This window comes from Pseudomonas sp. B20(2017), assembly GCF_002113125.1.
GTDB lineage: Bacteria > Pseudomonadota > Gammaproteobacteria > Pseudomonadales > Pseudomonadaceae > Aquipseudomonas.
Window position 1 is genome coordinate 130,837 of the sequence record NZ_NEJP01000015.1, and the last position, 13,383, is coordinate 144,219.

A 13,383-nucleotide genomic window follows, 5' to 3' on the forward strand; every position below is an offset into this window, starting at 1 on the left:
CAACCCTGATCAGCCACTTTCGCGGCCACGCAGATGGCCTTGAGGAATTCATCGATGGACACCGCAAAAATCAGCCTGGGCGACCCGCTGGAACCCGCACGCAAGGCCACCGCACAAATGCTGCAGGAACGCGAGCGCACCTTCTCGCTGCCGCAACCGTTCTACAGCGACGAGCGCCTGTTCGATATCGACATGCAGGAGATCTTCCAGAAAGAGTGGTTGATCGCCGGCATGACCTGCGAGATCCCGGCCAAGGGCAACTACCTGACGCTGCAGATCGGCAAGAACCCGATCATCGTGATCCGCGGCGCCGAAGGCGTGGTACACGCATTCCACAACGTCTGCCGCCACCGTGGCTCGCGCCTGTGCACCAGCGACAAGGGCAAGGTCGCCAAGCTGGTCTGCCACTACCACCAGTGGACGTATGAGCTGGACGGTCGCCTGCTGTTCGCCGGCACCGAGATGGGCGCCGACTTCGACATGAACCAGTACGGCCTCAAACCGGTGAACGTGAAGACTGCCGGCGGCTACATCTTCATCAGCCTGGCCGAGAATCCGCCGGCCATCGATGACTTCCTGTCGACCCTGAACCACTACATGGAACCGTATGACATGGAAAACACCAAGGTGGCGGTGCAAACCACCTTGATGGAAAAGGCCAACTGGAAACTGGTGCTGGAAAACAACCGCGAGTGCTACCACTGCAACGGTTCGCACCCGGAACTGCTGAAAACCCTGCTGGAATGGGACGACGTCACCGACCCGCGTGCCGATCAGGCGTTCAAGGATCACGTCGCCGCCTCCGCTGCCGCGTGGGAAGCCGAAAAGATCCCTTACGCCCACGCCAGTTTCGGCCTGCGCAACCGCATCGTGCGCATGCCGCTGCTCAAGGGCACCGTGTCGATGACCATGGACGGCAAACAGGGCTGCGCCAAGCTGATGGGCCGGATCAAGAACCCGGACCTGGGTTCGATGCGCATCCTGCACCTGCCGCACTCGTGGAACCACTGCATGGGCGACCACATCATCGTGTTCACCGTGTGGCCGATCAGCGCCCAGGAAACCATGGTCACCACCAAGTGGCTGGTGCACAAGGATGCGGTCGAAGGCGTGGACTACGACGTCGAACGCATGCGCAAAGTGTGGGACGCGACCAACGATCAGGACCGTCGTCTGGCTGAAGAAAACCAGCGCGGGATCAACTCCACCGCCTACCAGCCGGGCCCGTACTCCAAGACTTATGAGTTCGGCGTGGTCAACTTCGTGGACTGGTACAGCGAGCGGATGCTGAGCAACCTCGGGGCCGAGCCTGCTCCGTACCTCAAAGGCGTGCCTGTCCAAGGCTAAAAGCAAAAAGCATCGCCAGCAGGCTGGCTCCCACAGGGGATTTCTGTGCACCGGAGATCCAGTGTGGGAGCTAGCCTGCTAGCGATGGCGTCATCACTGTCATCGCATCACTTGGATGACCACCTCACGCTGCCATCCTCCCCGATAAACTCCTCGAAAATCTCCTCCCCCACCAACCTGATCTTCGCGTAGCCATTCAACACCCGCAGCGGATAGTCCGGATCGTTAGCATCCTTCGTCTCCGAAAACAGCACCCGCGAATGTCCGTTCAGCTCGCTGGTGGTGCCGTAAGGAATCGCGCCGTGCCCGGCACAGCGCGCATGCAGCCCACCCTGTGGTGCGTAGACGATGCCGTTGTGCAGATGCCCCCAATACCAATAATCCGGCTCGCGTCCCAATGCATCGCACACCGGCTGATACAGCGCGGTCTTGTTGTGCCCGGTGATGTCAAAGCCCTGATGGTGGCTGAGCACCATGAGTTTCTTGCGTTTCGGCAGGCCCTTCATCCACTCGATCTGCGGCTTGTTCAGGGTGCCGTCCATGTACAGGTTCATGACGTCCGAGGCATACGCCGTGTCCAGACCGACAATCAGCCAGTCGTCGTTGATCAGGGCAAAGTAGCTGGTGCCCTGCTGCCCCGGAAAACGCGCGGCCAGTTCCTTGAAATAGCCGTGGGCGCCGCTGTACATCTCGTGGTTCGAATTAAGGGTGAACGAGCCGCGGGTGCCCATCGGCCAGCCCGCCATGTCGGTGTCTTCCTGAGAATGGGTGCCGGCGTAATAAACGTCCCCCAGGTGAATGGTGAAATCGGCATTGGCCAGTTGCATCTGATTGGCCACCGACACCGCCGGCGCATGGCTGTTGAACGGCCCGGTGCCCCAATCGCCGGCAATCGCCAGCGTCACGTCGCGCTCCATTTTCACCAGCGCCGGATCAGTGCCGAAGGTCGCGTGATGGCGCAGGTTTTCGATCCACTTGAGCAGCGCCTCGCTCCACAGCAGATCCAGCAGTTCCCATTTGCGGCAGCCCAGCAGCGTGCCGTCCTTGAGCACCTTGGTTTGCAGTTGATCGGGCGATTGCGGCAGCGGTGTCGCGTTGCCGATGCGCAGGATCGACAAGCCGTGGGACAGTTCCCACGGCACCGCCGGTTCGTCGTCCGGCAGCTCGCCGTGCTTGAGCACGTATTGCGCCTGATCGTGACCGCGCTGGAGCAATTTGATGATGGCTTGAAACTCCTGCGGCTCGAGTTCGCTGATGAGCTTCATCCAGGCCATTTCGATGCGCGTGAACAGGCCGTGCAGGCGCACCTTGACCTTGTCGTATTCGTGTTTCAGATGACCGACCGCTGACATGACGTAATCCTCTATCCGTAAGGGTTCACAGGGTTTTCATGAATTCGATCAGCGCACGCTTGTCGTCGTCCGACAGCGTCGTGCCGTACAGGTGACCGCTGTTGTGGTTGCCCTCCAGGCGCGTGTCGTAGGTGAAATCCGCCGAAGCCTTGGCCTGTGCGCCACTGGTCACGAAGCCGACGTTGACCGGGTCGTAGACATCGGAACCGGTGATGAACACCTGCGGCCGTTTTTCCGGCGGTTGCAGCAAGTCCCACAGGGTCGGCACCGAACCGTTGTGCAGGTACGGCGCGCGCAGCCAGATGCCGTCGGTGGGCGTGTTGCTGTAGCTCTGGGTCTTGCGGTAGGCGCCGAAATCGAACGGCGGTTTCTTGAAGGTATGGAACGCCGCCACCAGCCCGGTAGTGAACGAGTTCAGCCGGTGCGGATCGGTGCCGAGCTGGTCGATGTTAGTGGTGACCTGCCCGGTGTCGACGCGACCGAAATCGTGACAACCCGCGCAGTTGGCCTCCCACACCGGTTTGCCCTGAGCGACCCTGGCCTGATCCAGCGCCCACGGCCACGCCGGCGCCGTGTGCCCGAGCAGCCAGTTGGTCACCCGGTTGAAGCTCGGCGGCAGCACCGATTCCGGCGTCGCGCCCACGGCCATCGCGGCAGCGTAGTTGCGCTCGTGGATCTTGTTGTTATTGCCGTCCCAGTGCAGGTACATCGATTCCCGGGGTTTCTGATTCCACACTTGCGGCAGATCGACGGTGCCGATGGTCGAGTCATCCGGGAAGCCGAACACCACCATTTTCGTCGGGTTGAAGGTGTCGGTGCGTCCCGGCCCCTGTTGCGGGCGCAGCTTCTGCCAGGCGTAGGCCTGCTTCTGTTTGAGCAGCGCGGTCTTGGCCATCGGGATGATCAGGTAACGGTTGTAGAGCTTCTCGAAAAAGCCCAGCTGGAACTTGCTGTTGATCGCCGCCATCACCGCGTCGGTGGTGAATTTCGGATCGCTGGCGCAATCGTAGGCGAACCACTGGAAGGCTTGCAGTTGCAGGGTATTGGCCGGCGCGCTCGGCACATTGACCGCGACGTCGCTGGCATTCGCCCGGTAGGAGCCGGTGTGACACAACGCGCAGTTCGGCTCGACGGTCGGATAACCGATCTGCCGCTTGGCCATCCCGATCGGCAGGTCCTTGCCGTTCTCGAACAGGAAACCGAAGACTTCCCAGCCGCCGGGTTTCGGCAGTTTTTCCGGGCACATCTGCGGCAATACCGAGAACAGGTAATAGGGAATCCGCGCTTCGATGCCCAAACCAATCGCGGCGTATTTGTAGTGATCTTCGTCGGAGGCGTACTCCTGCTCCGGCACCACGCGCAGCATCTGATACCAGGTCTGGTAACCGATGAACGCCAGCAGCGCCACAACGATCAGCGTGCCGACCTTGAACGCGTGACTCTGCCAATGCCGCGCCCACGCCGCGCGCCATTCGCGCCAGCCGTCACAGAGCAGCGCCAGTGGCCGGTTTTCAGGCGTGGTGCCGAGGTACAGCAGAATGCCGAGGATCAGGAAAAAGCTCAGGTCGCCCATCAGCATCGGCACGAACACCGAGCCCTGGCTGCTGGTGTTGATCAGGTAGATCCAGAACGCTACGGCGATCAACCGCGTCAGCACGCACAGCCAGGAATGCACCACGTAGCGCGGCGCGTTGAAGCCCGACGGCATGTAGAACACGCTGATGCCCACCAGCAGCATCCCGGCGTTTTCCAGCCACGGGTCGGAGAGTTGCGGCGGCAGGCCGACCGCCGATGTCAGCAACCCCGGCGCGAACAGCGCCGGGATCGCGAACACCATGTTCATCGCAATGCCGAGCCAGATGAAGCGTTGAAACCAGCGGATGTAGCTGTCCATGTCATCCATTTCCTTGTGCAAACCCGAGAGATGTATTGCCTGACCTACCGCCTTCGCGAGCAAGCCCGCTCCCACATTGGACTGGGGTGTCTGCTGACTTTGTGTCTGGCACAAAACCCTGTGGGAGCAGGCTTGCCCGCGAAGCGGACGACTCGGTCCGAGATCAACCGAGGGCTGTTTTCTCCAGGTGTTCAAGGATGATCGGATACACATCAACCACCGCGTTCTTGCCGAACATGCAATCGATGTGGCCGTAACCCGGCACCACATGCCGGCTGTAACGTTCCGGCCCGTGCTTCTCGCAAACCCGCTGGTAGGTCTTGAGCGTGCTTTCAGGCAGATAACACTGGTTGTCGGCGCCGCTGATAAAACAGATCGGCATGGTCAGCCGATCAAAGTGCGGCATGTACACGTCGTGCCCTTTGAAATCCACCAGATGCCCTTTGCGCACGATCAGCGCCAGGTGCTCAAAGGTCTCGATGTTCGACTCGCCGAACAGCTCGTGCAGGTTGTCGTGCAGCGTCTCGTTGAGGGTGTCGTGGCGGTACAGCGAGGCGTACATGAAGGTGATGCGGTGGCACACCGGGTTGGTGCAATAGCCCTGGGCTTCGATCCGTGCGTAGCCGTTGAGCGCCTTGTCGTAGAGCCGGTTGAACCAGTTCTCCTTGCTGTCGGCGTAGGCAGTCATCGATTTGATACCGATCGCGTCGAGCATCCCCGGCAAGTGCAGACCGGCCTTGAGCCCCGTCGCCGTTGCGACCACCGTGTCGGCGGCGATCTGCGAGCAGACCACCGAGCGCACGCCCTGCAAACCGGCGAGCAGCGACATGAAGAACGTCGTGGCGCCGTAACAATGCACCACGCACTGCACGTCCTTGGCTTGGGTTTCCTGCTGGATCTGCGCAATGGCGGCCTTGAAGTCGTACTGGGCGATCTGGTCGCCGTTCCATTCCTTCTTGCTCGCCGGCAGCAGGATGCTCACCCGGAAATCCAGCAGCCACACGTCGTAGTCGTGCTTGCAGAGAAACTCCAGCAGGTTGGTCTGGATGGTATCGGTGGAAAAGATATTCGAGCCCACACCCAGACCATGCACCAGCATCACCGGGCCTTTGCTGCCAGCCTGATAGCGGGTCAGACGCAACTGCACGCCATCTTCTGTGGAGAAGAAATGCACGGCCGGCGTCGGCGCATCCAGCGGCCGTTTCAACCGTGGCGGCGCGTCGGGGTTGAAGTATTTGTCGCCGGCAAACACGCCGCCGTAACTCTCCCAGAGGATCCCGGCGAAGAACTTGCCGAACCGCGCCAGCCCTTCGATGCGCTCGCGCTCGTTGCGCGCATTGAGGACCTTCATGGTGGTCATCTGTTTGGCGAAGTCGGTCGGCTTGATGTGCATCACGCCAGAGCCGATCACCTCGCCGGTCTTGTCCGGCCCGCGATACAGCGTGACGTAGAGGGTGCTGGTGTCGTGCCAGATATTCAGCACGCCGTTGTCTTCCGGCACGGTCTTGAAGGCGCTGAAGAAATAGTCGTTGCCGTCCTCGGCAGTCAGTTTCATGTCGTACTTCATGTGGCGCGTATCGACCTGCTGCTCGAACTGCTCGAACAGGTTGAACACACCGTTGCTGGCGGTCAGCGGTTCCGGCGACAGCGCCGGGGCGATCACCGTGCCGACAATGGTCGCGGCGTGTTCCGGCTCCTTGATCATCCGGTTGAGGTCGTTGGCGGTGATGGTCAGGGTGAAGTCGATTGGCGAGTTGTCTGCCTCGCCGCGTTTGGCTGCCGCCTCGTAGACCTTCAGGTCGGTGCTTTGCGCAGCGGTGAAGGCGCGGGAGAAGTAGCCTTTCATGGTCTCGGTGAATTGCACGCCAAGGGTCGGTGGCACCGGTTGTTTGCGCGGTGCCGAGGGCAATGTGTAATCGATCTTCCAGCCCCGGTCGGCGGCCAGCAGGCCCATGTTGCGCTCGCTCACGGCGGAGATGGTCAGCAGTGGGTTGACTGCCAGTGACGTCGGGATCACTGCGCCGTCGGTCACGTACAGGTTGGCGTAGACATCGGTGCCACTGGCGCCGCTGAACACCTGGCCCTTGTGGTTGACCACGCCTTGCGCGGCGTCTTCGCCCATCACGCAGCCGCCCAGCGGATGCACCGAGACGATGCTGTGCTTGAGCAGCTTGGTCCAGATCGGATTCTCGACCCAGATCCCGCCCAGGGCTTTGGTGCTCTGGTACAGCCGTTCGTTGCCGATCTTGAAGTTTTCCTGCTCCCCGACGCCCGGCCAGTCGATGCGCAGTTGATCCTTGCTGTCGAGGACCATGCGTCCCTGGCCGCTGTCGTGGCTCATGATCAGGTAGGTCTGCATGTTGTGCAGCGCGCCGTGATAAGGGCCGCGCAGAAAGCTTTCCGCTTCGCGCTCCTTGTACTTCACTTTGCCGCTGAAGCTGTCGTCGGTGGGCTTGCCGATCATCTCGGCGAACCCGGCCATCGCCGGCACCATCGGCCGACCGAGTGCGCCGGGGATCGAACCTTCCTCGATGACCATGCGACTGCTGCGGTCACCCTCGGTGCGCATGTCGATGATCGAGGTGATGCACGGGCCGACCGGTTGCAGTTCCTTGGCCGAATGCGCGCCGAAACCGATGCCGTTGATGGTCTGCTCGCAGTTATGGCCGAAGCCGAGGATGTCGCCGTTGCCGCTCATGTTCTCGCCGAGCTGGCCGGACATCGCCAGGCCTTTGTCCCGCGAACGCAGCAGAATTTCAGTGGAGCCGAGGGTGCCGGCGGACACCACCACGATGTCGGCTTTCACGAACAGCGTCGGCGCGTCGAACTTCTCGCGGCCGCTGTCGAGGTATTGGAAGTGCACGATCCAGCCGTTGCCGTCGCGCTCCAGATGCCGCACCTGGGCCTGGCAGAAAATCTCCGCGCCGTGATTGGTGGCGTCCGGCAGGTAGTTCATCAGCGTGGTGTTCTTGGCCTTGTTGTTACAGCCCGAAACGCAGTCGCCGCAGTGGTTGCACGGCAGTTGCTCGACGCCGACGTGGTTGAGGTTGTTGGGCAGTTTGTCGAAGGTCACATTGATTGGCGGCTTGTAGAAGTGCGCGCCTTGCTTGAGGAAGTCTGCGGATTTTTTGTTGGCGTCGAGTTTCGGCAGGTTTGGCGCGGTGCTCGGGTAGGGGTTGGGTTTGAGCATCTCCCGGGCCCTTTCGTAACCCGCCTTGAGCAGGCCGTCGTGGTCCTCGCGCACCGCCAACGGCCAGCGTGGATCCTTGAACACATCGGCTGTCGGTTCCAGCGAGACGTTGGCATTGATCAGCGACGTACCGCCGAGGCCGCAACCGACCACCACGTTCTGCTGCGCGTTGACGTGCAGATCGAACAACCCGGTACGCGAGCCGATATGGCCGTCCGGATCATGTACCTGCAACTCCTCGGTCGCGGCGATCATGGTGTTGGGGTATTCGCCGGGCTGAATCTCCCGACCGCGTTCCAGCAGACAGACCTGTTTACCGGCCCGGGACAGGCGCGACGCGGCAATGCCGCCGCCATACCCGGAGCCGATGACGATCACGTCGTAGTGTTCCTTGATTTCGCTGATGGGCGTTGCGATCCGTGTCATGAGGGGGTTCCTCTCTCAGGCAGATGGGGCAACTCTGCGGTTGCCTGCAATCAATGGGCGAACGGGCACCTGGCCTCGGGGAAATCCCGACGGCAGTACAGCGGTTTGGGCAGGAATCAGGCGCTACAGACGGGCGTGCTGATTGGCGGCACGACGCAACGTGCGCTTGCGCGGCGAAGGTGCCGGCAGAGCGCGGAGCGTGCAGGGACTGAGGGGTAAGCGGTGGGCCCGGGTATCCATCACGCGTTCTCCCTGAACCAGATGTGGATAAGTGACAGCTGTCCTTGTGCCATTGCAGTGAAGACAGGCACCGGATCGAAGTCAAGGCAGGTTTTTAGAACTGTATGAAATCTGATCAATTGCCTTTCGGACTAAGCACGACGGGGGTTGCCGGGTTTGGCGAACAAGTTATCCACATAGCCACCCACAGCTAATGGGGACAACTGTGGATGACATGGAAAAATAATCGGGGGTTTGTGAAGAAAAACCGTGACTTATCCAGAAGCAGGGTTTCCATTAGCGATTGATTGTTTTTTGATCAATCCGCTACACGGCACGTATTACGTGGATTACAGAGGATGGCGAACACCTTATCCACAGAAGCGCCAACAGAGTTCGGGGGTAACTTGAAGAGTGCTGTGGAAAAGCGCGGGAGGCGTTGATAATTCGGAGTTGGCGTGGGGATTCGCGGTTAAAAGGCTGAATTGAGCGTTTTTTAATCAGAGCGTTGTAAGCCTCGGTTTATATGGCTCTTAGCGGGTAGCGAACATCTTATCCACAGAAGCGCCAACAGAGATTGGGGGCAAGTCTGGGATTTGCTCTGGGGAAAAACCAGGAAAAAACCGCGAGTCAGGCTGGTTGTTTTTTGATCTGGGGGCTGGAGGGCTTGATTGGCGTGGGGTGCAGGGAGGGGCGAACACGTTATCCACAGATCCGCCAACAGGGATTGTGGGTAAACATACCGCAAGCTTCAAATGTGGGAGCGAGCCTGCTCGCGATGGCGTTGGGTCAGCCGGCACGTCTGTCAACGGGCAGTCCGCTATCGCGAGCAGGCTCGCTCCCACAGGGGGATTTTCGGTTCGGTGTATTAACGGACAACACCTTCTTCGATCAGCAGCTTGAGAATGGCTTCAGCACCGGCCTGCGCCGTCGCGCCTTTCAGCACCTGGCCCCCTCCCCCACTGGCCTTGGCCGTCGCCGCCTTCATCCGATCCGCCCCGCTCTTGGCTTTGATCACCTTCAACCGTTTCGGCCGAGGCTTGGCCGGTTGCAAGGTCGCCACCGCCAGCAATTCGTCGTCCACCACTTCCACATCTTCTGCCTGCAGAACACCACGCCGCGCCGGGCCATAAGCACTTTGCCGAGGCTTGGGCGCGGCGTTATCCACAGTCGCGAGAAATGGCAGTCGCACCTTCAGCCGGCGCCGCTGCCCACGGGGCAACGCTTGCAGCACCAGCGCCGAACCGTCGTTGATCGACTCGACCTGCGCCAATCCAACCACCAGCGGCCAGCCCAGCCCTTCGGCCAGCAGGAACGGCAGCATCCCCGAGCCTTCGCCGGTTTCCGCCTGGCTGCCGGTCAGTACGACCTGGGCACCGGCATCACGCAGATACTCGGTCAACGCCGGCAACGCATCCGCACCGGCCGGTTGTTCCAGCACATGCATTTGTTCCAGACCCATGCCCAGATAAGCGCGCAGCGCAGGTTCCGCAATGTCCCCGGCGTGCAGCACTTGCAGGTTATCCCCAGCCAGCTGCAAGCCGAGTTCCACCGCGCGGGCGTCCTGGTCGGCGCGGCGTGGGCGGCCGGAGGTCGGGTGGGCGCCGATTGAAACCAGACTGATGATCTTTGTGCTCATAACCGTTCCTTAAGCCGCATCGCGCTTGGCTTCGTTGCGGTAAGCCTCTACCGCCGCGATCAAGGCCTGAAGAATTTCCGCGCTTTCGCCGATCACCGACAGGTCGGCACGCTTGATCATGTCGCAACCCGGATCGAGGTTGATCGCCACCACCTTGTCGCAGGCTCCGATGCCTTGCAGGTGCTGGATCGCCCCGGAAATCCCCACGGCCACGTAAACCCGCGCGGTAACCCAAGTGCCGGACGCACCGACCTGACGGTCGCGAGCCATGAAGCCGTCGTCCACCGCCACCCGCGAAGCGCCTTCGGTGGCGCCGAGGGCTGCGGCAGTCCTGTGGAAAAGCTCCCAGTCCTTGACCCCGTTGCCGCCGGAGAAGATGAACTCGGCTTCGGCCATTGGAATCGCTGCCGGGTCCACCGCCACTGCGCCCAGATCCTCGATCCGCGACAGGCTGCGCGCGACGGGTGTGGATAACTCCACCGGCAACGCTTCGTGACGGGTTTCGCTGACCGGTTCGGCGCACTCGGCGGACGCCAGAATCAGCCGTGCGACCGGGCGGGCGAGATCCTGCAACCCGGCACCGGCGCGGCCAATGCATTCCTGATCCTTGACCTGCCACACCCGCGTGGCCGGGCGCTCGCCCAGCGCCGCCGCGAAGCGCCGACCGAGTTCGCCGCCACCGCTGCGGCTGTCCGGCAGCAGCCAGTGACGCGGGTTGAACTGGTTATCCACAGCCCGCAGGCCCTGGATCCGTTGTTCCGGTGCATAACCGCTGAATTCTTCGCCTTCCAGCACCAGCAAGCGGTCAACGCCCGCCGTGGCAAAAGCGTTTTCCTTGTGCTCGCCGAACACCACGACCAACACCGCGCCGTCGCTGCCGGCCAGTTGATGAGCCAGACCGAGCAGGTCGCGGTCGTGGCTGCTCAAGCGGCCGCCGACCATGTCGGGCACCACGCTGATATAGAACGCCGGCGCCGGCACCTGATGCAGCGGCAATTGCACTTCCACCGCTGCCGAACGTTTGACAGCCCCGCCCTGCTGGGCGCCGCTGCGGTCGATGCGCTTGATGCCGTTCGGCCCGATGAAGCCGATGCCGTGCAGGTTCTTGCGGATGATCCCGTTGGGGCCCATCCAGCTGTGTTGCGCCGGTTGCATGGCCGCGTGCAGCGGGTGCAGGCGGTTGCGTGCGATCCATTCGGCGCGGGGGTCGCGGCGGATAATGTCGCTCATCAGTGGGCCTCCGCAGGTTCACGTTTGGCCGGGGTGGCAGGCTTGTTCGGCGCGGCGTCTTCGAGCAGCGAGTCGGCCACCAGTTCGGCGATGTCCTTGATCACCGGACGCGGTTCGACCACGCCTTCGAGCATCGCTGTGCACTGTGGACAACCCACAGCCACCAGCTCGGCGCCGGTCTCGCGGATGTCTTCCATGCGCATGTCGGGGATCCGCTGCTTGCCCGGAATGTCGGTGATCGGCGCCCCGCCACCGCCGCCGCAGCAGCGCGAGCGGAAGCCGGAACGTTGCATCTCTTTCACTTCAATACCGAGGGCGCGCAGCACTTCGCGCGGCGCCTCGTACTCGCCGTTGTAACGGCCGAGGTAGCACGGATCGTGATAGGTCACGCTGTTGCCTTTGTGCTGACCGAGGTTCAGCGCGCCGGCCTGGATGATTTCCGCCAGATAAGTGCTGTGATGCTGCACGAGATAATTGCCGTCGAACGCGCCGTACTCGTTTTTCAGCACATGGAAACTGTGCGGATCGCAGGTGACGATGCGGTTGAAACTGTATTTGGCCAGGGTCTGGATATTGCGTTTGGCGAGCAACTGGAAGGTCGCTTCGTCACCAAGACGGCGGGCTACGTCGCCGCTGTCGCGCTCTTCCAGACCGAGTACCGCGAAGTCGACCTTGGCCGCTTTCAGCACTTTGACGAAGGCGCGCAGGGTGCGCTGGTTGCGCATGTCGAAGGCACCGTCGCCCACCCAGAACAGCACGTCGGTGGACTTCTTCTCGCTGAGCAGGTTGAGGTTCAGGTCCGCCGCCCAGTTCATCCGTCCGCCCGGGGCGAAACCGCCAGGGTTATCGGTGGCAATCAAATTTTCCAGGACTTCGGCGCCCTTGTTCGGGGTCGCGCCTTTTTCCAGGGTCAGGTGACGACGCATGTCGACGATGGCATCGACGTGCTCGATCATCATCGGGCATTCCTCGACGCAGGCGCGGCAGGTGGTGCACGACCACAGGGTTTCGGCATCGACCAGACCGTTGACGATCGGTTGATGCGGATTGCCGCTGTGTTCGCCCACCGGTTTGCCCGGATACGGGCTGCCGGCGAACTGGGCATCGGTGCCGCCGGCGAGGCCGACGACCATGTCCTGAATCAGTTTTTTCGGGTTCAGCGGCTGGCCGGCGGCGAATGCCGGGCACGCGGCTTCGCACTTGCCGCACTGCACGCAGGCGTCGAAACCGAGCAGTTGGTTCCAGGTGAAATCCTTGGGCTTTTCCACACCCAGCGGCGCGGTCGGATCATTCAGATCCAGCGGTTTCAAACCGGTGGAACGACCACCACCAAAACGTTCGGCGCGACGGTGCCAGGCCAGGTGCAACGCACCCGCGAAGGCGTGTTTCATCGGGCCGCCCCAGGTCATGCCGAAAAACAGCTCCGACACACCCCACAACACACCGACCCCGAGAATCGCTGCGAGCACCCAGCCGCCGAAGTTCTCCGGCAGGATCCCGGCCACCGGCAAGGTCACCAGGAAGAACGAGGCCGAGAACGCCAGCAGGCTTTTCGGCAAGCGCATCCACGGACCTTTCGACAACCGCGACGGCGGGTTGAGCCGGCGCCGATAAACGAAGATCGCCCCGACGAACATCACCGCCGTCATCAGCAGTAACGCGTAGCCAAGAATGCGGTTATGCAGGCCGAAACCGTGTACCAGAATCGCCAGCACGATCGACGCCACCGCCCCGCCCGCCGTGGCGACGTGGGTGTTGGCGATGTATTTGTCCCGCGCCACCACGTGGTGCAGATCGACCATGTAACGCTTGGGCATGGCGAACAGGCCGCCGATCAGATCGACCTTCGAGGCCCGGCCCCGACGCCACATGGCCACCCGCCGCAACGCCCCCAGCACCGCGAGGGCCAGGGCTGCGAACAACAGGATTGGAAGAAGGGTGTTCAACATGGTGAAGCTCCCACCAGTACAGCCTGGAGAAACACGTTCGGCGTGTTCCTGTGGGAGCGAGCTTGCTCGCGAAAGCGCCGGGTCAGTCGATGCAGCGGTGACTGACTGAATGCATTCGCGGGCAAGCCCGCTCCCAC

The 13,383-nt window shown here is 61.9% G+C and carries 7 protein-coding genes; 1 reads left to right on the plus strand and 6 read right to left on the minus strand.

The window, feature by feature from the left end; all coding sequences use genetic code 11:
* Window positions 1-54: 54 nt before the first annotated feature.
* Window positions 55-1,347, plus strand: coding sequence for a glycine-betaine demethylase subunit GbcA (gbcA, locus tag CAF63_RS21550; protein ID WP_085688567.1), 1,293 nt, complete (start codon window positions 55-57; stop codon window positions 1,345-1,347).
* A 107-nt stretch (window positions 1,348-1,454) separates the two neighbouring features.
* Here the strand turns inward: gbcA and CAF63_RS21555 are convergent, their stop codons facing one another.
* The 6 genes from CAF63_RS21555 to dgcB form a co-directional block, all read right to left on the minus strand.
* Window positions 1,455-2,699, minus strand: a complete 1,245-nt coding sequence (locus CAF63_RS21555) for a metallophosphoesterase (RefSeq protein ID WP_085688569.1) — start codon at window positions 2,697-2,699, stop codon at window positions 1,455-1,457.
* 25 nt (window positions 2,700-2,724) lie between these two features.
* On the minus strand, window positions 2,725-4,593 hold the full coding sequence (locus CAF63_RS21560; protein ID WP_085688571.1) for a hypothetical protein: 1,869 nt from the start codon (window positions 4,591-4,593) through the stop codon (window positions 2,725-2,727).
* Window positions 4,594-4,756: 163 nt separating this feature from the next.
* Complete coding sequence (locus CAF63_RS21565; protein ID WP_085688573.1) at window positions 4,757-8,209, minus strand: GMC family oxidoreductase N-terminal domain-containing protein; 3,453 nt, start codon at window positions 8,207-8,209, stop codon at window positions 4,757-4,759.
* A 1,087-nt stretch (window positions 8,210-9,296) separates the two neighbouring features.
* Window positions 9,297-10,067 (minus strand): electron transfer flavoprotein subunit beta, encoded by a 771-nt coding sequence (locus CAF63_RS21570; RefSeq protein ID WP_085688575.1) that lies wholly within the window; start codon window positions 10,065-10,067, stop codon window positions 9,297-9,299.
* Window positions 10,068-10,076: 9 nt separating this feature from the next.
* A complete protein-coding gene (locus tag CAF63_RS21575) occupies window positions 10,077-11,297 on the minus strand; it encodes an electron transfer flavoprotein subunit alpha/FixB family protein (protein ID WP_085688577.1) in 1,221 nt (406 codons plus the stop codon).
* Entirely contained in the window at window positions 11,297-13,246 is a 1,950-nt protein-coding gene (gene dgcB, locus CAF63_RS21580; RefSeq protein WP_085688579.1) for a dimethylglycine demethylation protein DgcB, read from the minus strand. The genes CAF63_RS21575 and dgcB overlap by 1 nt, the downstream gene beginning before the upstream one ends.
* Window positions 13,247-13,383: the final 137 nt, after the last annotated feature.